Raw genomic sequence first — 22,660 nt, forward strand, 5'->3', positions numbered from 1 at the left:
AATATGACTTTAAATAATAAATTATCTTTTCGATTTATTTTATTATTTTTTTTCAGTCTTGAACTTTTCTGTCAGAAGAAAATTACTCCTAATTGGCTTACCAATGAAAATGGCTTATCTCAAGGATTTATCTCTGCATTACATCAAGATGATAATGGATTTCTATGGATTGGAACAAAATCTGGGTTAAATAGATTTAATGGAAGAACATTTAAACATTTCGAAACTGATATCACTTCACTTCAAAATAATCAAATAAGAAGTATAAAAGGAAACAACAATTTTATACTCATTGCTACCGAAGGAGATTTACACCTATACTTACCTAAACACAACACTTTCAAAACTTTTAACCTTGGTTTTGGCATTGGTGATATTTACAAACAAAACAACAATACCTTTTGGTTAGTTGGTACTAATGGTAAGTTTCATAAACTAACACAATTAAAAAAAATTGATAGCAAGAGTATAAAAATTAACAAGTATTTTAAAATTGAAACACATCAAAAAATAAATGTTAACTCTTACTTTAAACTTACTACTTTTAAAAATAAAATTCTTTATTTTCAGCAAGATAGTCTTTTTAAAACCCCAACACTCTTTGACATAGAAACTGAAAGAAGTATTGAACTTCCTCAAATAAACTCTCAAAAATTTAAATTAAATGCTAAAGTAGGATATACCGTTTTTAATGATAAAATTCTAATTTACACCGATGATGCTATATACATTGGGGATGAAAATAGCTGGAAGAAACTTCCTATTAACTTTAAAATACTTAATGCAATTTCTCTTCCTAACAATAGATTAGTAGTTTTTAGTACATTGAATGAATATTTGTTTTTTGAATATGATGCAATTAAAAACGGGCTCGACTTTAATAACGCTACTTATATTTTTAAAACAAAAAAGACAAGATTTTACAATACTTTAGAAGATGACTCAGACAATATCTGGGTGGGAACCGCTGGTTACGGTTTAATGAAGTTCAACAATCGTCAACTAAAAATCCAACATTATTTTGAAGGTAAATCAATTTATGCAACCCCTTTTATTTCTAATAACGAAACTGTTCATATTTATAACCCGATTACAGAAGAAAACTTAATTATCGAAGGAACTAATTCTTCAGAAAATCATTTAATCAAATCATTTTGTAATACATATAAAGAAGTAGAATTTATTCAAAGTAAAAATACTATCTGGGGAGTTACATTTAATTCAGAAGGATTAGAAATTTACAAGCAAAATCAAAATAAATTTACCTTATTTAAAAAGGTTAAAATCGATTTTGAGTTTCATAAACGTTTCTTTGAAATTGATGAAAAAACCAATCATTTAATCATCCTTATTGGTGATAAAATTAAACGTATAGATTTAAATAATGGAAATGAAGAAACGTACACACTTAGTCAGAACTACGGGTTTTTATCTTTCCTCGTAATCAGCAAAAATGAATACTGGATTGGTACTCAACAAGGTTTAGTTCACTTTAAAATTTCAGATAATCAAGTTGATGAGAAGTTCTTTTCTACAAAGAATTCAAATTTGGCTAACAATAGAGTTTCTTCGTTACATATTGACAATAGTGACTTTAATACTTTATGGATTGGAACCAAAGGAGGTGGTTTGCACAAACACGAAATTGGAAGTACAATTTTTGAACGTATAGGAATTTCTAATAAATTTCCTGATCATACTATTTATGGCATTTTAGAAGACGATAATCATAATCTCTGGTTAAGTACAAACAAAGGAATTCTAAATTATAATAAAACTACAAAGCAATTTAAAAGCTTCTTAAAAGATGATGGTTTTCAAGGGAACGAATTCAATACATTTGCTTATAAAAAGAGTAAAAAAGGAACTTTATATTTCGGCGGAATTAATGGTTTAAATACATTTAATCCAAACGATTTAATACAAAATACCCATACACCAAAGGCTTTCATTACTGAATTAAAAATCAATAATAGCCATATTAAAAAAGAGCTATCTTCAGAATTTTTAAAAAGTATCAGTTTAAATCATAATGAAAACAACATAAATTTAAAATTTGCTGCAACAGAATTTACTGCCCCTTTTAAAAACAAATTCAGTTATTATTTAGAAAATGCTGAAAAAGAATGGGCTCATGTTTCACATGAAAATACTGCCAATTATTTGAACTTAAAACCTGGAAGTTATAGTTTTAAATTAAAATCCAGTAATAACGATGGTATTTGGAGTAATGATATTACTAGTCTCAATATCAAAATTAGTCCGCCTTGGTATAAAACTAATTTTGCTTACATCTTTTATTTTATCACTTTTAGCTCTCTACTTTTTTATATTATTAAACTCAGAGAAAATAGGATTAATCGTTTAAGGAAATACGAAAATACAAAACTAGAAAAACGACTATTAGAAACTGAAATTGCTTATAAACAAAAAGACTTAATTGATTTGGCGACTACTATATCTGAAAATACAAAATGGAGAGATTACCTTTTAAATTCTTTGAAAAAAATTAAAGATTCAAAAGGAAAAACTAAAGAGAAAAATCTTAATGAATTAGTTAACGAAATCAAAGTAAAAACTTCCATTGAAAAAAACAGGTTAGAGTACCAGAGTAAAATCGATATTTTAAATAATGAGTTTTATAATAATTTATTAGATAAATACCCAAATCTTAGTAAAAATGAATTAAGACTTTGCTCTCTTTTAAAGTTGGAATTATCTTCTAAAGAAATAGCACAAATTCAAAATATAGAGCTGCAATCTGTTTATATAAATAGAAGTAGATTGCGAAAAAAAATGAAATTAAACTCAGATGAAAATCTAAATAATATTTTAAAAAAAATATAGTTAAGAAGAATTCTGATTTAATCATCAGAACTCTTCTTTCATCTAATTAACTTATTTCTTTATAAACTTCAATGAGATCTTACTATTATCAGTTGTAAAAACTTCTAAAATATATAAACCTGAAGCTAACGATTCGATATTTATTTTGTTAGATCCATCAGATTTAAGATTCATTATATGCTTTCCTAAAACATCATATATACTAAAGCTTGTTATATTTTTGTTAGTTAAAACATTTAACTCTAAACTTGATGGATTAGGAATTAATTTAATATTGAATTTCTCATTTAAATCATCTGGTGTACTTAAAGACGAACACGATATTTTAAAATTTGTTTCAGCAGTGGCAACCATCTCTAAATAAATTACTAATGAGTCAGTTCCATCTGTATCAGTAATTACACCTTGTTTTAAATTTGCTGGAATAGATCCATTCACTAAAATATTAGCTAAATTTTTACCACACCAATTTTTAATTACAAAACATGGATTATCTAATGGATTATCGTTAGAAGCATTAACTGTATAAGATAATGTACTATCTGATGCTAATAATTGATAAGCTCTTTGTTCTAATATATAACCTCCTGTTACATTTATCATATTACTCAACTCTGGAGCTTGTTGCCAAGATCTGTATAATCTTCTTAAACTTGTTGCATTCCTATTTGATATTCCTTCTAACCTAAGATTTTTTTTCCATCCTCCATTAGTAATAGTCCCCATTTGATACCCATCAGCATCTGGTATAGGCTTTAACATGGCTGTATGTCCAGTTCTAGAACCTCCCGCAGAATAATCATCAGACCCAGCTGTAGGCTTTTGACCAACAGGCCAGTGGTTATATCTATTAAAATCGTTGTAAGGCCCCCAAAATTCTAGATTAGGACTGTCATATATAAGAACAGGTCTATAGGGGCTTCCAGTTGTGTTAATAGTTTGTATTTCTGGTTTTGCCCCTGTATTATGTAGCTTGTCTAATGTATTCCAATCAAAAGACCAATCCCAATTAACAGCTGTGCTTTGTGTATAACTAGTCACAACATTTTTTAAATCTTTTGGTAAAATATCTAATGGCATTTCACCTGGTCCTAATAAAAGCATTGGTTCACACCATTCGGCTATTTCTGTATTATTTGTTGTCCACCAAATCATTTCATAAGCATTCATCCCATCTGGATAACAATACATATACCAATCTGACCAATCACCCCAACCCGAAGAAGCATTATAATGATTCACTTTTTTATTAGGAAAAATTTGAGGATACCTCCAATGTATTACAACTCTAGCAGGACTACTTTCAACAATTCTAGCATGACTATACATGTGTTGTTTGTCTGACATGGGTTCATAACAACATTCATATTGCCCGTTAACATCAGTACTAAAGTTCTCATTAAATTCTGAATTAAATCTTACTTTATTGCCATTGGTATGAAATGGAGAATAGCTAGCTCCTTTCCAAAATATAGTTTTAACAGGCGAATTATCATACTCTACCACAATGTCTGAATATTGACCATCTCTAAACAACTGATCCCAAACATTATAAAACTTTAAATTTTCGTATTTAGCTCCAAAACTACCCGAAGAAGTTCCTTCAGGAATAACTCTCGTTTCCATATCTGGCTTGGTTATAATCTCATTCCCTGGATTAAAGCTATTATAAGATTGTTCTATTTGAGCATCGCTCAATGCTACATTATATAATTTAAATTCGTCTAATAAAGCATCAAGAGTAAAATGCCATATTGGATTTACATCAGCTATTCCAGATCCTAAAGTAATATCATTAGGCGTATTGTTAATTGGAGTATTGAGAATAGTTTCATTTCCTATAACTTCACCATTCATATATGTTTTAGCTACTCCTGAATTTGCATCTATTACCATAGCAACATGTCTCCATTGTCTGAAAGGTAAAGCTTTTCCTCCGTAAATATCAGTTACAGTAGTACCTTGTGTTATACGTCCAAATATGTCTCCATTTTCATCAACATATAAACCAAAAGAATCATTAGTAGGTTGTGTAGCTGTATCTAATTCAAAAGCTGAATCTCCTTTATGAACAATAGCTTGATTAATCCATGGAAGTGCTCCTAAAGATATCCAACCTTCTATAGTAAATGTTGTATTTATAGGAGGAAGACTATTATTAGGTAGCGAAATAAAATTATTATAACCATCTAGTGCTAAAGAAGTACCAGAAACTCCTTTTCTCCAATTTATTTTATTTCCTGATAGTGTTTGATTATATCCTGAAATATTTTCATATACACTATTACCTTGGGCTTCATCAAAACGCCACCAAGCGATAGGTGTAACTGGGTTTGTTCCTATTATCGGGTTTCCTATAGCTGGTTCTGATGAAGCTGATAACGTCGCAGCAGTTATAGATACATTTGAAATTCCATTTGGAGTTAATTCAAAAGTTTGAACAGTAATATTTAAAGGGTCTCTCCAATTATCATAACTCAAATCTCCCTTTCTAATTTCTCTTTTTACATAACCATTACTTTGTATTGTAAAAATTTCATCTACAATAGCTTTATGGTCTACATTCTTCTTTGGATTACCTGCTCCAAAAGTTGGTAGATACCTCCAATGAACAATAGCTCTTTCTGAATTTACCTCTATTAATTTAACATGCGAAAAGGTATTTACCTTATCTGGTCTAGATTCTGTACCATCACCTGAACGAGACACAAGTTCTTCTACATTCCATGTTCCAAAACTAGTTTTCCAATAAGGTAAATAACTATTACCTCTCCAAAAAATTAATTCACTATTAGCATCTAAGCGAACTACTAAATCTGCATATTTTCCTGTTCTAGATTCTGCTTCCCAAGCTTGCCCTGTATTCAGTTTTGTATAATAGGCGGTAAATGTAGATTGGGCGTGTAAAAAAACACTCATTAAACAAAAGACAATTAATAACCTTGTCTTAATTTTAGGGATTTTCATATTAAAATAAATTTTATAATATTTAATTATCCCGAAAAGTACATTAGGTATTTAATAACATAAAATTATCTATGTATACATAGTATATACATTAAACATTAATAATTAGACACAACTTAACACTTAAGCTAAAAAAACACCAAACAACAAACATAAAAATCTAATAAACAATAAATTAAAAACAATGTATATAAAAAGTATATATACTTAATCTTCAAAAAAATTATACGACATATATAAATAAAATAGATTTGTATGTTATTAAATAACAACCCCAAAAGACTAATAACATGACATTTTACAGTTTAAAAAAACTATTATTAATCCCTTTAATTTTTATAACCAGTTTCGTTTTAGCTCAAAGTCCAATTCATGTAGCAGGCTCACCAACAATCACTGCCACAACTTCAGGAAGCTGGAGTAACCCTAGCACTTGGGGCGGTAATTTACCGCAAGATGATGCTCGTATACTTATTCCTGCAAATATTACTGTAACTGTAGATGGAAAGATTTCTCAAGAATTTAAATCTATTCGTATTGCTTCACAAGGCAAACTCCAATATGCTACAAATGTAAATACCGAATTAAGAACAGAATATTTAGTAAGTGAAATGGGAGCCTCTTTTGAAATTGGAACAAGCGCTACTCCTATAGCTTCTAACGTTAAAGCTAATTTAGTATTTGCCTGGAGAGGCGGCACTACTAAAACTCAAGATAATAATAGATTTGCACCAGGTGCAGTATTAATGGGACCTGTTAGAATGCAAGGTGCAACTAAAACTAGCTGGACAACATTAGGTGTTCATCCATCGGCAGGCACTAACCAACTAACTTTAGACACTACTCCTACTGGTTGGAAAGTTGATGACAAATTAGTAGTTGCAGGTACAGACATTAATGATTATAAAAGTGATGAATTAGTAACTATCAATAGTATTTCTGGAAATACAGTTACTTTAAAAAATACACTTACTAAAAGTCATCAACCTCCTACTGAATTAGCAAATAGTGTAGATGTTCATGTTTCTAATAATACAAGAAATATTGTAATCTCTTCAGAAAACCCAAGCGTTACAGCCCTTGATGGAACAGATGGATATGGGAAACCAAGAGGTCATATTATGTTTATGCATAATCCTAATGTACAAATACGATATGTAGAAACTCAAAACCTTGGTAGAACAGATAAAACTCTTGAGTTAGACGATTGGTCAGTTCCAGAAGAAGGAGCAGAAGGACAACCAAATCCTAGATTTAGTACAACTGTACCTTACCCAGCTGGAGCAAGTAGAAATCCTAGAGGTAGATATTCAATTCATTTTCATAGATCTTTAGGACGTAAAAACGATGGTTCAACAACATTAAATATGACTCAAGCTATAGTTGAAGGCTGTGTTGTTAATAATGATCCAGGTTGGGCATATGTTAATCATTCTTCTAATGTAGATTTTAATAATAATGTAAGTTACAATGTTGTTGGATCTGCTTATTCAACAGAAGCTGGTGATGAATTAGGTATTTTTAGAAATAATATAGCTATTAGAACCTATAACCCAAACGAACCTTTAAACTTAGGAAGACCAGCTGGTGGTACTTTAGGTATTCATGGAGGAAGAACAGATGGTCTTACTGATGCTAGAGAAGGTATTTCAGATTTTGCACATCAAGGAGATGGCTTTTGGTTGCATAGTTGTGGGGTTACCTTAGAAGGAAATGTAGTTTCTGGTGCTAGTGGTCATGCTTATATTTATTGGACAGAAGGTTTATGGGAAAGTTTACTTGGACGCCCGCAAATGCAACATTATATTGATGAGTATGTTCCTCAATCAAAGTATCCAGAACAACACGCTGAACTTACAGCTCATGTTGCTGCTAATCCTACTTGGTTATTTGATGTTTGGTATGTTTTTCCAAGACCTTTTAAAAATAATATAGGATATACAGTTGCTCAAGGCTTTAGAGGAGATTATATTATGACTGAATTTCATGAAAACGGAAATTCAGCCAGTAATGAATACAATATGATGCCTCCAAATTACAGAAACTCTATGAACCTAGTAATAGAAAACACTTTACTTTGGGGAATTAGAAGAACAGGAATGCAATTTGAAACTTGTGCACAAATTACCCTTAAAAACAATAAAGTATATGGTTATGGCGCTAATACTGGTTTGGCTCCTTGGAATCCAAATCCTAACCCATACCCTGGTAGATTAGAAGCTGAACCTCATTCTATTGGAGTGGATTTAGACAATTACCATAATACACGTAGTTGGATAATTGAAAATAACATTATTGCGGGGTGGAATGGAGAATCACAAGCATTAACTTTACCCATAAATGCAAAAGTAGTTGTAAATGGTGGCACTTTTGATAATTCTGGAACTGACATTCTAATTAGAGAAGTAAATTGGGCAAAAGGTTGGGATGAAAAAATCGTAAATAATACTGAAAGTAATACCAATCCTCCTTATTATATCAATCCAACACCTACAGATCTTACTACACCTTGGAGAACTATTAATATTAAAGGTGATATTATATTTAAAAATTCAAATAAAAATATTGTTTTAGATGCTCAAATGCATTTAGTAAACAATGCAGGAGATTCATTTGCTTTATTACATCCTGATGGTTCTGGGGTTAAAATGACTGCTTATTTTCTATTACCAGATGATATTAGACTAAATTTTGGATCGTTTAATAATACTAAGCTTTATTTTAATGAACAAGATTCTAATTATATTCCTGTACCAACTTCTGATTTGTTAACCCCATATCTATATCCAGCTGAAAATTTATTTCCAGAACGTGTTACACCTAACATTTATCTTAATAAGAGTAATTCTCAATTAAAAAATGAATTTGGTTCTTCTTTTGGTGGTGTTATTACTCCATCGAATGCTATTACTCATCCAATGATTTTAGGAGGTAAATTATTAAGTAATACTTTAAATAATTCAGATATTAATATTGAAAATAATAAGTGTATGATTTATCCTAATCCTACTTCAAATTATTTTTCAATTAATCAAAATGAAGATGTAACAATTAAAATCTATTCACTACAAGGTACTTTAATAAAAAGAATAAGATTAATGAATAATAAAGTTGATATTTCACAACTAACATCTGGTGTTTACTTAGTTCAAATTATAAATAACAACACAGGAGGTATTTGTTCTAAAAAAATTATAAAAAAATAACATTTCTAAAAGATCAGCTATAAAAGCTGATCTTTTAAATTACAAAAACCTCATTAAGTCAAACAAAAGAAAACAAAATCTTCCACCTTTACTACACCTTGAATAGCTATACACAATGATTTTACTAGAGTTATTACTTTCTGTATCGGGAAGTAATCTAAAATAAATTAAGTTTTTAGTACTTTACTATAAATTTTTCCTAATCAGAGACTCTTATTACTTTATTTTCTTTACTAAAGTAAATTAATAGTTTACGCTTTCTTATCCGAAAAAAATCAGGTGTTCTTCCTATAAAATAAGTCCACTTGTTTGAGTTCATATCGTTAAACTCATATCCTAGAAAATCTATGACCTCTATCTTAGTGAGCCCCATTAAATGTTTGCTCTTAATTAAATCTTTTACATATAAATAACGTTCTTCTCTATTTACTAACCATTTTTTTTTATTAAAAGTTTTATGTTCATAATTATAAAACAACAAATTAATTACAAATGCTAGTAAATAAAATATTAAAACGACAAGTATAAATAAGATAACTAACTTTAACATTTAATCTAATTATTAGGGTTTTCTACTCAATTTGATTAAGAAGAAAAAGCACTATGAATAATAAGTATTGATTTTTAAATTAATTAACCCCTCAATCAAAATCAGAATTCAATCTTTTTTATTCATAATAATGTGCTTTTTCTATTTTTTTCTTTTCCCTTTAATTCTAAATTTAATTTTTAAAGAAGAAAAGACACATGTTGTAACCAAGTTAAGAGTGTGCAGCTATTAACCAATCTATACCACTGTTCTTCATAGGGGGAAGAACAAAACGAACTCCTTCTTTAATCGATGTGCCTTTTCTATTTTAGTTATTAATAATTGATGAAGAAAAAGCACTTAAGGTAACAGTAAGAACTTATGCTCACTTAATTTTCCCCTTAAACATTTCGATGTTCTTTTTATTACTTAAAGAAACTCTGTATGTTAAAAATCTACCTTAATTATGTGCTTTTTCTATTTGATTATTGGTTTGTGATAACAAACTCTGTTCTTCGATTTTGTTGATATTCTTCCTCGGTACATTTATACCTACAATCACATCCGTTTATAGGATTCGACTCTCCGTAACCTCTTCCTTGTATTCTACTTGAACTTATACCTCTTGATACTACATATCGCATTGCTGCTTGTGCTCTTCTATCTGATAATCGCATGTTGTATGATGCTGTTCCTCTACAATCGGTATGAGAACCTATTTCAACTTGTATGCTCGGATATTTGTTCATCAACTCTACCAATCGGTTCATTTTGGGTTGTTCTGATGGGCGGATGTTTGATTTATTAAGATTGTAGTAAATGTCTTCAATATCAATAAGCAATCTTCCGCTAGTATCATAACTTACATCTTGTTCTTGTAAAATTGCTGGTTGTACGACTTCTTTGGTTAAAGACATTGCTAATTCTACTGCTCCTAATGACGTTGTTACGTTTTCTACTGCCTTGGTATAATTCCCTTTTAAGGCTTCTACCTTAAAATTCTTATTACACGTACTCGAATAACTAAACGCTCCTTGTGTATTAGAAGTTGTTTGATGGACTATCTTACCTGTAGCATCGTAAATATTTACTGTTGCATTTGGTACAATTACTCCTGTTCCTTTTTCTTTGGTGAGTCCTTTTACAATACTCTCACACTTCTTTGGCATTGGTGTTCTTGTAAAGGCATAAATATCATCATCGCCTTTGCCTCCATATCGGTTCGAAGCAAAATAGCCTTTGTCTGCTCCTTTTTTCTTCACAAAAGAAAAATCATCTGAAACACTGTTTATACTACTTCCTAAATTTTTTGGAATTGTATATGTATTATCGTCTTGCTTTTCACTGTAATAAATATCTAAGCCTCCTAAACAGTCTGCTCTTCCATTCGATGAAAAATACAACACATCGTCTTCATCGATAAATGGAAACATTTCTTTTCCTACTGTATTAATCGTTGGTCCTAAATTTCTCGGAGTAGAATACTCATTATCGCCTAAAATATCTACCACAAACACATCGGTTGCTCCCATACTCCCTGGCATGTTAGATACAAAATACAGCTGCTTATCGTCTTTACTCAAAGAAGGGTGACCTACTGAATAATCGTGAGAGTTAAAGGGTAATTCAACAATATTTCCCCACTTTCCATTTGTTACTGTTGCTTTGTAAAGTTTTAATACAATCTTGCCTTCTGCATCCGATTTTCCTACTTTTCCATCTAAATAATTATCCCTGGTAAAGTATACTGTTTGATAATCTTTGGTAAAGGCTAAAGTTCCTTCGTGTAATTTGGTATTGATTTCTTTTGAAAAAGGAACCTTATCTGTTAACTCATCTCCCGCTCCACCAATCGTACTTTCGTAAAAGTCTAAATACGGTTGTTCATTCGGCTTCCAAATTCTTTTTACAAAATTTCCTTCTGCCCTTGGACTTGAAAAAACTACTCGATTGCCATCGTAATACGTTGCTCCAAAATCCGAGTTCTTCGTATTTATAGCTAAGTTCTTTATCTCATAGGTTGCATCTTGTGCGTATCCTTGCGCCAAAACTCCTAATACTGCTAATAGTAAAATATATCTCTTCATAATTACACGCTTTTAAAAGAATCTTGGTGATCTGTATTTTGCTCGTTCAAAAGCAAAATCAAACAAAATAAATACCTCATGAGTCCCTGAATTAAACTGCCCCAAATTTGATGTTGTATGATCATAAGCATAGCCTATTCGTAAACTGTCGTCTATTAAAAAATTTGCCATTCCTATAAATGAATCGTCCCATCTGTAGGCTGCTCCTAATTCAAACTTCTCATTAAATAAAAAGTTAGCTGAAACATCTACCGATAAAGGCGTGTTAAACGCAAACTTTAACATTGCTGAGGGTTTAAACTTTACCTTGTCTGATACATCGAATACATAACCTCCTGTAAAAAAAGTATGCATCTCTTCGGAAGCTGAACTTACAATACCATTACCATCATCAAAATGGGTAGATTCTAAGATGTTCGGTACCGATAATCCTAAGTAAAACCTATCGGTATAGTAATACAATCCTGCTCCTATGTTCGGGTAGGTATTGTTAATGTTTTCTTGAAACAACGGATCGTTTGGATCTACCTGTGTTAAACGCAATAAACCAATGCTTTGAAAGGTAAATCCTGCTTTTAATCCAAAGGCTAACTTACCTTCTTCTGAGGTTTTTATCGTGTACGAAAAATCGGCATAAGCAGTAGTTTCTTCTACAGGCCCTACTCTATCTGAAATAAACGATAATCCTAATCCTACATTTTTTCCAACTGGGCTATGAATAGCCGCTGTAAAGGTTCTTGGTGCACCACTTACACCAACCCATTGTCTTCTTCCCAACACGCCAATACTCAATGCATCCTTAGAACCCGCATAAGCAGGATTAATGATGTTCATATTGTACATATATTGGGTATATTCTGGATCTTGTTGACCGCTCATCTCTAAACAAATAAAGCTCAACAAGACTGATATTATTATGATTTTATATACTCTCATGTAATTCTTTTTTGAAAAGAAGGCCTAACTAATAAATGTGTGTAGTGCGAATCTAAAATTGCCCCCTTTAGAAAACCTACGATAGATATAGCTAAAACCTTCTTTATTTTTTATTTGTGCTGTTAAAAGAAGACCCAAGGTTAGTTTTTCTTGAAGTGAATTCTGAAACCTCCCAAGCCAGAATATCAAAAAAACATACCCCTAAAGTACCTTGGTGCCTTCTTTCTTTTTATTTATTTAGATACAACCACTTTTGTATTGGTTTTCTCTTTCCGTCATTAAAATCTATCACATACCAATAGGTTGCTGCTGGTACTACTTCAGATTCAAATACGTTTAATCTTCCGTTAGATTTACCATCCCACCATGCTGGACTTTTACTCCCGTTATTCTCTAACTTGTACACCACATTTCCGTATCTATTATAAATTGTCATAATAAAATTTGGGTACTGTACTGCTAAGTTTGGAATTACAAAAGTGTCGTTAATTCCATCTCCGTTGGGTGAAAAGGAATTGGGGAAACCAACAGTATTTACTGTATTTAACTTATGCGCTAGTGTAAACACTCCATAGCCACTTGGGCGAGTTGTTATTGTATTGGTAGCGGTATTTACGACACCTCCTTCATCTATCCATTCTGTTCCGTTCCAACGTACAATAATTAACCTACTTGTATCTGTCATTAATGTATTGGGTGTCGTTTGTACATTCCAACTTAAAGTTACATCTGCAAAATCGTTGTTATTTGTCGGTTCTATAATCCAATATTCGTTGGCATTTATATTAACTATAGTTTCTTCTTTATTAGCATGTGAATAAGTATTGTCTGGATTTTCCCAAATATATTCTCCTGAAAAAATAGTGTTCGCATTACTTGGGGCACTAATTGCTGCCATACGGTATAAAAAAGTTCCTGAGTTTTCATCGCCTATAGGAAATACAAAAGCTTCATTTCCTACCTTGTGTACTTTACCATCTACAAAACTAGCATCGCTTGTATTGCTGTGATTTGCTCCTTTTTGAAAAACTGCTAGTCCGTTACCTAATTCTTGTATAACGCCATCTGTAAAATTTGCAGTTCCATAAATTTGAATTTCCTTTTGTAAACTTACTGAGGCATCGGTGTCTGGATTGGTAACCACTACATTGTAAAACCATGTAGTACCCGACCCCTCTATATTTTGTTGGGTTACACCTTTAAAAAGTGTGACGCCAGTTTGTATTCCATCACTATAGTTTATAACTCCATTATTTGTTAAACTTCTATGCAAATGCAAATTACCATTGTTAGTAATAGTACCTGAGGTTGTATTAATTACATCGTTTAACATACTTACATCTGTATTAGATATAATATGCATTGTACCTGTATTACTAATTTGTGCTTGTAAAATACTTGGACTAAAAGCTAACAGAACATATAAGAGCAAACTATATTTTTTTAATATATATGTTTTCATGTGTTTCTTTATTTGTTTTTATAATTGCCACATGTAACCTTGTATGATTTAACCATAGTAGGTTTCATAATATGCTATAGATTTTAAGAAGAGAAGTAGAGCTTCTGTCTGTTGGCAGAAAAAGTGTTCTGTATGCAGCAACCCCTAAAATTGACCACATCACTTCAGCATCTCGTAAGGGGGATCTGACTCCACTTCTCAATATTTCTTTATTCTTTTTCCTTAATTAAAACTCCTTCCTTCTTTTTTGATATAGTTAGCTAACAACTACACATATAGCCGTTAGTAACTATATCGCTGGGGGAGTTTAAATTAATTTGTCTCTTATATACTATGGTACTAACTGTACTTCTTTCCAAGTAGTACCATTGTGAAAATATAACTTGTTATCTGTACCTACATATAAATCTCCTAATGCTCCTGTTGGTGGTGTAGCTTGTGGTTCTAAACGCATAACACCAGAAACATGTAATTTTTGTGCTGGCGTAGTAGTGCCAATACCTAGATTACCATTTCTACCCAAAAATGTAAGACCTCCTTTTGTTGTTAATTGAACACCAGCGTCTGCACCATCATTTAAGTTAACTATCCCCATAGTTTGCCCTCCAGTTTTAAAACCTACATAACCTAATTGGTTATTTCCAGTTCCATCAGCTGTACCAGCAGTAAAACTTACAGCAGTATATTGTGCATCTGCATCTTTGGTAGCATCAGTGTCTTCTATAAGAATTTGTGCACGTGTGTCTCCAAAAAATTTATAATCACCCGATGTACTTTTTGCTTCTAAAGCAATATCTCCTAAAGCATCATTGACTCCCATTTCAACTTTACCATCATCTGTAATATTAAAATAACTTTTAGCATTACGTGCTGTAGTACCATCCGATTGTGTTCCTAGTTCTATTCTTCCATCTGTAGTATTGTTTACCCATGCATCATTGGTAGTATCTGCGCTTGCGCCACTTAATAAAGAAGTAATCGTACCACCTTTTTTTACGACTCCATTAACGTCTGTTAATAATACCTCATCAGTTGCTGGTGTTGTACCTGCTTGTAAACCTTCTAAACGTAATGGATCTGCAGTATCTACTACATGAAGTCTGTTCGTACTAGTAGGTATTGTCTGGGGTATTCCCATATACACATTTCCTAATTTGTTTAGTAATACCATACCTACTGGTACAGCATCTACTTCATGGTAGATAGAAAAACCATTTTGATAATTAGGAGTTGTATGATTTTCTGGATAACGAGATATTACTGTTCTATCTCTTAATGCTCCTGAAGATGCAAAATCATTTGCTGTAAACTGTAAATTTGGCCCCGCATTTCCAGAGGTACTAAGACCTCCTTTTATTTCTACAAAATTTGAATCTGAATTATTAGCTGTTTGAAATCGTGCTGCTAACACACTATTACTCAAAACATCTAGAAAAAATGCTGGTGTGGTTGTACCAATACCTACATTACCTGTATCGGTTACTACCATTTCTGTACCAGCATCACGTGCTGTAGTACCGTCTGCTTTTGTTCCTAACTCTATACGTGTATCGGCTGCATTGTCTACCCAAGCATCTTTGGTTTCGTCTGCATTTTTATCTGCTTTTGCCCACACTGTTGGATCTCCTGTAGCAGTGTATACATCTCCTGTTGTAGTGTCTACATATATATTACCTGCAGTACCAGTACCATCTGTTGGTGCTCCTGCTCCTGTTAAGGCAACTGCATCGGCACCGTCTGCGCCATCGGCTCCTTTTAAAGAGGTTCCTGCTCCCCAAGCACCTCCAGTTTTTGGTCCGTACATGGTTTGTGTAGCGGTGTCGTAGTAAAAATCTCCATCTTCTCCTGTAGCTGCTGCTGGTGCTGTTGTACCATTTAATACTGATTTACCATCTACTCCATTAGTTCCGTCAGCTCCTGCGGCTCCATCTGCACCTTTTAATGCGTTTAAGAAATCTGCCTCAGTACCTGTATTTCCTGCATCTAACCATTCTTGATAGGCGGATTTTCCATCAGTTCCGTTTGCACCGTCTGTACCATCAGCTCCTTTAAGAGATGCTAAAAAATCGGCTTCTGTACCCGTATTTCCTGCATCTAACCACGCTTGGTAAGCTGATTTTCCATCAATTCCATTTGCTCCTGCTGCTCCGTCAGCTCCTTTAAGAGAAGCTAAAAAATCTGCTTCGGTTCCACTATTACCAGCGTCTAACCATGCTTGATAAGCTGATTTTCCATCTGCTCCGTTTGCTCCTGTTGCTCCGTCAGCTCCTTTTAATGCGTTTAAAAAGTCTGCTTCGGTTCCTGTATTTCCTGCGTCTAACCATTCTTGATAAGCTGATTTTCCATCAGTACCATTAACTCCTGTTGCTCCATCAGCTCCTTTAAGAGACGCTAAAAAATCTGCTTCGGTTCCGCTATTACCAGCATCTAACCATGCTTGGTATGCTGATTTTCCGTCAGCACCATTAGCTCCTGTTGCTCCGTCAGCTCCTTTAAGAGATGCTAAAAAATCTGCTTCGGTTCCGCTATTACCAGCATCTAACCACGCTTGGTAAGCAGATTTCCCATCAATACCATTCGCTCCTGCGGCTCCGTCAGCACCTTTTAATCCATTTAAAAAGTCGGCTTCGGTTCCTGTATTTCCTGCATCTAACCATTCTTGGTAAGCTGATTTTCCATCTGCTCCGTTTGCTCCTGTTGCTCCGTCAGCTCCTTTTAATGCGTTTAAGAAATCTGCTTCGGTTCCTGTGTTTCCTACGTCTAACCATAATTGGTAAGCCGATTTTCCATCAGTTCCGTTTGCTCCATCTGCACCTTTTAATCCGTTTAAAAAGTCTGCCTCAGTTCCTGTATTTCCTGCATCTATCCATTCTTGATAGGCGGATTTTCCATCTGCTCCGTTTGCTCCTGTTGCTCCGTCAGCACCCTTTAGTGCATTTAAGAAATCTGCTTCGGTTCCTGTATTTCCTGCATCTAACCATTCTTGGTAAGCTGATTTTCCATCAGTTCCATTCGCTCCTGCGGCTCCATCAGCACCCTTTAATGCGTTTAAAAAGTCTGCCTCAGTTCCTGTATTTCCTGCATCTATCCATTCTTGATAGGCGGATTTTCCATCTGCTCCGTTTGCTCCTGTTGCTCCGTCAGCACCCTTTAGTGCATTTAAGAAATCTGCTTCGGTTCCTGTATTTCCTGCATCTAACCATTCTTGGTAAGCTGATTTTCCATCAGTTCCATTCGCTCCTGCGGCTCCATCAGCACCCTTTAATGCGTTTAAAAAGTCTGCCTCAGTTCCTGTATTTCCTGCGTCTAACCATAATTGGTAGGCTGATTTCCCATCAGCACCGTTTGCTCCTGTTGCTCCATCAGCACCTTTTAAGCCATTTAAAAAATCTGCTTCGGTTCCTGTGTTTCCTACGTCTAACCATAATTGGTAAGCCGATTTTCCATCAGTTCCGTTTGCTCCATCTGCACCTTTTAATCCGTTTAAAAAGTCTGCCTCAGTTCCTGTATTTCCTGCATCTATCCATTCTTGATAGGCGGATTTTCCATCTGCTCCGTTTGCTCCTGTTGCTCCGTCAGCACCCTTTAGTGCATTTAAGAAATCTGCTTCGGTTCCTGTATTTCCTGCATCTAACCATTCTTGGTAAGCTGATTTTCCATCAGCTCCGTTTGCTCCTGTTGCTCCGTCAGCTCCTTTTAATGCGTTTAAGAAATCTGCTTCGGTTCCTGTGTTTCCTACGTCTAACCATAATTGGTAAGCCGATTTTCCATCAGTTCCGTTTGCTCCATCTGCACCTTTTAATCCGTTTAAAAAGTCTGCCTCAGTTCCTGTATTTCCTGCATCTATCCATTCTTGATAGGCGGATTTTCCATCTGCTCCGTTTGCTCCTGTTGCTCCGTCAGCACCCTTTAGTGCATTTAAGAAATCTGCTTCGGTTCCTGTATTTCCTGCATCTAACCATTCTTGGTAAGCTGATTTTCCATCAGCTCCGTTTGCTCCTGTTGCTCCGTCAGCTCCTTTTAATGCGTTTAAGAAATCTGCTTCGGTTCCTGTGTTTCCTACGTCTAACCATAATTGGTAAGCCGATTTTCCATCAGTTCCGTTTGCTCCATCTGCACCTTTTAATCCGTTTAAAAAGTCTGCCTCAGTTCCTGTATTTCCTGCATCTATCCATTCTTGATAGGCGGATTTTCCATCTGCTCCGTTTGCTCCTGTTGCTCCGTCAGCACCCTTTAGTGCATTTAAGAAATCTGCTTCGGTTCCTGTATTTCCTGCATCTAACCATTCTTGGTAAGCTGATTTTCCATCAGTTCCATTCGCTCCTGCGGCTCCATCAGCACCCTTTAATGCGTTTAAAAAGTCTGCCTCAGTTCCTGTATTTCCTGCGTCTAACCATAATTGGTAGGCTGATTTCCCATCAGCACCGTTTGCTCCTGTTGCTCCATCAGCACCTTTTAAGCCATTTAAAAAATCTGCTTCGGTTCCTGTGTTTCCTGCGTCTAACCATAATTGGTAAGCTGATTTCCCATCAGCACCGTTTGCTCCTGCTGCTCCGTCTGTACCATCAGCTCCTTTAAGAGATGCTAAAAAATCGGCTTCTGTACCCGTATTTCCTGCATTTAACCAGACCTGATAAGCGGATTTTCCATCGGCTCCAGTGTCTCCTTGAATTCCAGATAAATCAACTGTTCGGGTTCCACCATTTTCTAAAGTAATGGTTAACATTCTACCTGCAATTGAAAAATCGGTTAACTTTTGATCATCTGCTATAGAATTAATCATTGTAGTTACTTGTTGTACGTTGGTCATTTGTACCCATTCGGTACCCGACCAATAATAATATCCCTTACCTGTAGTTGTATTCGTATTATATACCAATACACTTTCTTTAATATCAGCAACTGCAACTGGGGCAGCCGTAGATAAGTTTGTAATATCTACTCTCGGAATTAAAATTCCTTTGTTTGCAGACACAACATCTAGTTGTGCTGACGAATCTGGTGTAGTGGTTCCTATTCCCACCTGACCAAATGCAATACTGCTACATAGAAATAAAAATAGCAACGTAATTTTTTTCATGTTCTAAAAATTTTAATTAATAATCCTTTTAATGTTGATTAATTAAATCTTAGAGGAAAGTGAACGAGTTTTTAAACTCTTATTAGGGGGGACGGGGGACGATAACTCTTTCCCAAAATTATAGACCAACAGACACTTACAAATTTTGAGAAAGAACCAGACAGAAGGAAGCGTATAAAAGACAATAAGTAACTCTTTTAAGACATTTAATTATCATAAAAAAGACATTTGATAGCACAAAAAAGACTCTATAATTATATTTTGAATATTAAATTAAGAAGTAAAGATTCTTTTTCCTTTCTTTGAATTTAATCCCAGCTATTTTCCTATGAAGAAATTATTAAGCCTCCTATTTTTATTAATGTGTACTTATACAAGTATATCACAAGAAAAAGAAAATATTAATGATAGTATTTTATCAGAAAGTAAAAAAAGAGGAAAATATTTTCTAAATAAAATGCAAACACACAATGTAATAGACTCTACATTCTTTGACTCTATTCCTTATTATTATAAAAAAGTAAAAAAGAATACACTAATTAATACTCTTAAAGATTCTTTAAAAATTGATATTAAGTTTTTATTCAAATACGAACATAGTATGTATTATTATAAATACTTTTTAGGAGGCAAACTTAATTCAGAAAAAGTTAATAAATTCGAAAATAATCTTCTTGCTTTTTTAAGCAAGACAAAAAGAATAAATGATTCTTTGCATACACTTAAAGCGAATTATTGTTTGTTCCTTTTTTATTCTAGAATAAAAAAAGACTTTTCTAAATCTTTTCATCATTATGAGAAGACTTATACACAAAGTAATAAACTAAATAAAACAAACTATTTAGTAGCGCTTTTATCTATAGGAAGCAACTCTTTTCTTTTTAAAGGTCATGATGATTTCCGTAATAAAAACTTAGAATCTCTTGGTAATTTACTTGATTCTGTACCTAATCTATTTACCAAAGATCAAAAAATAGCGTTTTATGAATCGGCTGTTACCAGTGATACAACTATTGTTAATAGTAATCAAAAAATTAACTATTTACATAAAATGTTAAAACTTAACCCCACTCCAATTGGGAAAGCTTATACTTTTAACTCTTTAGGAATACGTTATCATTATGAAAAAAAGAAACGAGATTCAGCTGAATACTATTATAAAAAAGCACTCACTGTTTCTAACAAAATATCTGGAAAAGAAAAAAATGTTAGAAAGTTACCTGTTTGGATTAACTTAACTGACCTATATTTTAGCAATAATGATATTAAAAAAGCAAGCATTTATTTTGATTCTATTGCCAAATCTGGGAATAATAAAGTTACCTTTAGTGAATTTGATAACTTCGATTATTATACGAAAGCTCTAGCTGATGGTTTTTATACTTTAGGTAATTATAAAAAAGCTTCTGACTATTACAAGTTATACCAAAAGAACATTAAAGAAACCTATAAAGAAGAAGAGAAAAAATTATCTATTGAGCTAACAGATAGAATAAAAAACATAGAAAAAGACAAAGAAATTGCTGAAAAATCTTTGCTATTAGAGAAACAAAAAACACAGCAAAATTTATATATTTTTCTTGGCTTTCTAATTCTTTTAATTACAATATTTTTCTTTACCTATCGATTATTTAAAGTTAAGAACAAAAAAATCTATTCAGAAAAATTATTAAAAGAACAAAACAAACTCTTTTCACAACGAAGTGAGTTTATAGAAAATGTAGCTCATGAAATAAAAACTCCTTTAACTATTATTAAAGGAAATATTGAAAAAATATTAAAAGACAGTAATTTAACCAAAGAACAAACTCATTTGTTATTACCTATTGTTTCTAACGCAATAAATATAGATAAAGACATTAATGATATAGTAAACTCTTTTAACAATAAAGAAGGATATTATACTATTAACTTAACCACAGTTAATGTAAACTCTTTTACTAAAGATCTTCAAAATTCTTTTATTTCACATGCTCTACAAAATGGTATTGCTTTAAAAGAACAAACAACTATTACTAAAAACACCTATTTAAAGTTTGATAGCGATAAAGTGCAGCAAATTGTTTCTAACTTTATTACAAATGCTATAAAGTATTCTAACAGTAAAGAAATCATCTTAAAGAGCGATTTAAATATTAATACAAACCTTTTATCTATTTCTGTTGTAGATTTTGGTATTGGTATTTCAAAAGAAGAACAAGAAAAAGTTTTTGAGAGGTTTTATCAAGGATCTGGGAATAATATTGGTGGATTTGGTATTGGTTTGTCTTTAGCAAAAAAATTGGCTGAATTTTTAGGAGGCAAAATCGTTTTAAATAGTCAACCTAATAAACAAACTTCATTTACCTTACAAATTCCTGTACTAATTACAGAACAGCAGAAAGCTGTTGATAATACTGTTCAAAAAATAAACTCTAATACATCTTTAATTAATTTAATAGAAAATAAAAAGTTTAAACTTTTAATTGTTGATGATAATTTAGATATTTTAAACTTTTATAAACAAATTTTACCAATTGAGTACGAGTGTTTTTATGCTGCAAATGGTTTAGAGGGAATAAAACTAGCTAAAAAACAAAACTTTGATTTAATCATCTCTGATATTATGATGCCTAAAATTGATGGTTTTAAATTTAGAGAATTAATCAAAGAATTACCTAATCATGCTTATACTCCATTTATATTCGTCTCTGCAAAAAATAACCTTTCTGATAAAATAAATGCTTTAAACCTTGGTGTAGACGATTATATAACCAAACCTTTTCATATAGATGAATTATTGGCTAGAATAAACAACTCTTTACTACTTAATAAAAATAGAAAACAATGGAAAATTGATAATCCTGAAGAAACAGAAAGTATTGTTGATGATAATTTAGACCCAATTATTGAGAAAGCCATAAAAATTATCTCAAAAAACTTAACTAAAGAAAATTTTAGTGTAGAAGAATTAGCTAAAGAGCTAAATTATAGTACTAGGCAACTCTCTAGAATATTCTCAAAAACAGTTGGCTTAAGTCCTGTTAAATTTATTTTAGAACAACGACTAAAAAAAGCTTATCTACTATTAAAAGAACATAGTACAGCAAGAGTTAGTGAAGTTCAGTATCAAGTTGGAATAAACCACGCTTCATACTTTAATAAAAAATTTAAAGAACGTTTTGGTATTAGTCCTAGTGAATTAATTAAATAATATTAAGCAAGAATAGTGAAACAAAGAAATAAGTAATAAAAGTTTTAAGAGCGGTTTCAATTTGTTTTTCAGAAATATAGTTATCGACTAAATTTACAAATTATATCTATAAAATAAATAAGATGAAATTTATTCAATAAAAAACCAGCTAAAACTAGCTGGTTTTTTCGCAATTAATTAACCTCTCTTGGTTAATCATAGCCTCCCCCTGGATCTTCTGGACTTTGCGCCTGTGCTTTTTGTGGATTTAATATTAAATATGTTCCTAATGCTGTTAAAGCTGCATATTTACTGTAAGAACCTATTTTTTTTAAAGCATCTTTCCTGTTTATTTTATCATCTTTTTTCATACC

The 22,660-nt window shown here is 32.5% G+C and carries 10 protein-coding genes; 3 read left to right on the top strand and 7 right to left on the bottom strand.

Annotated features, from left to right (window positions below; translation table 11 throughout):
- The first annotated feature begins 3 nt into the window (after nucleotides 1–3).
- On the top strand, nucleotides 4–2,847 hold the full coding sequence (locus WH52_RS02490; protein ID WP_086029333.1) for a ligand-binding sensor domain-containing protein: 2,844 nt from the start codon (nucleotides 4–6) through the stop codon (nucleotides 2,845–2,847).
- 51 nt (nucleotides 2,848–2,898) lie between these two features.
- Here WH52_RS02490 and WH52_RS02495 read toward each other — a convergent pair whose 3' ends face one another.
- Nucleotides 2,899–5,766 (bottom strand): LamG-like jellyroll fold domain-containing protein, encoded by a 2,868-nt coding sequence (locus WH52_RS02495; protein WP_158091347.1) that lies wholly within the window; start codon nucleotides 5,764–5,766, stop codon nucleotides 2,899–2,901.
- Nucleotides 5,767–6,104: 338 nt separating this feature from the next.
- Between WH52_RS02495 and WH52_RS02500 the strand changes: the two genes are divergently transcribed.
- Nucleotides 6,105–9,020 carry a G8 domain-containing protein gene (locus tag WH52_RS02500; protein ID WP_086029335.1) on the top strand — a complete coding sequence of 972 codons (2,916 nt, stop codon included), beginning with the start codon at nucleotides 6,105–6,107 and terminating at the stop codon, nucleotides 9,018–9,020.
- A gap of 199 nt (nucleotides 9,021–9,219) precedes the next feature.
- On the opposite strand, the gene WH52_RS02505 is transcribed toward WH52_RS02500, so the two are convergent.
- The 5 genes from WH52_RS02505 to WH52_RS02525 form a co-directional block, all read right to left on the bottom strand.
- Nucleotides 9,220–9,570: a hypothetical protein gene (locus WH52_RS02505; protein ID WP_086029336.1), complete on the bottom strand. Its 351-nt coding sequence runs from the start codon at nucleotides 9,568–9,570 to the stop codon at nucleotides 9,220–9,222.
- 464 nt (nucleotides 9,571–10,034) lie between these two features.
- On the bottom strand, nucleotides 10,035–11,636 hold the full coding sequence (locus WH52_RS02510) for an OmpA family protein (protein WP_086029337.1): 1,602 nt from the start codon (nucleotides 11,634–11,636) through the stop codon (nucleotides 10,035–10,037).
- Nucleotides 11,637–11,648: 12 nt separating this feature from the next.
- Nucleotides 11,649–12,572, bottom strand: coding sequence for a PorP/SprF family type IX secretion system membrane protein (locus tag WH52_RS02515; RefSeq protein ID WP_086029338.1), 924 nt, complete (start codon nucleotides 12,570–12,572; stop codon nucleotides 11,649–11,651).
- 229 nt (nucleotides 12,573–12,801) lie between these two features.
- Nucleotides 12,802–14,034, bottom strand: coding sequence for a gliding motility-associated C-terminal domain-containing protein (locus WH52_RS02520; RefSeq protein ID WP_086029339.1), 1,233 nt, complete (start codon nucleotides 14,032–14,034; stop codon nucleotides 12,802–12,804).
- A 331-nt stretch (nucleotides 14,035–14,365) separates the two neighbouring features.
- A complete protein-coding gene (locus tag WH52_RS02525; RefSeq protein WP_143592020.1) occupies nucleotides 14,366–19,114 on the bottom strand; it encodes a beta strand repeat-containing protein in 4,749 nt (1,582 codons plus the stop codon).
- 328 nt (nucleotides 19,115–19,442) lie between these two features.
- Between WH52_RS02525 and WH52_RS02530 the strand changes: the two genes are divergently transcribed.
- The gene (locus tag WH52_RS02530) at nucleotides 19,443–22,307 is read left to right on the top strand and encodes a hybrid sensor histidine kinase/response regulator transcription factor (RefSeq protein ID WP_086029341.1); all 2,865 of its coding nucleotides are present in this window, start codon (nucleotides 19,443–19,445) and stop codon (nucleotides 22,305–22,307) included.
- 191 nt (nucleotides 22,308–22,498) lie between these two features.
- Here the strand turns inward: WH52_RS02530 and WH52_RS14945 are convergent, their stop codons facing one another.
- A complete protein-coding gene (locus WH52_RS14945) occupies nucleotides 22,499–22,657 on the bottom strand; it encodes a hypothetical protein (RefSeq protein ID WP_198938353.1) in 159 nt (52 codons plus the stop codon).
- Nucleotides 22,658–22,660 lie beyond the last annotated feature (3 nt).

The organism is Tenacibaculum holothuriorum (assembly GCF_002120225.1).
GTDB classification, from domain to species: Bacteria; Bacteroidota; Bacteroidia; order Flavobacteriales; family Flavobacteriaceae; genus Polaribacter; species Polaribacter holothuriorum.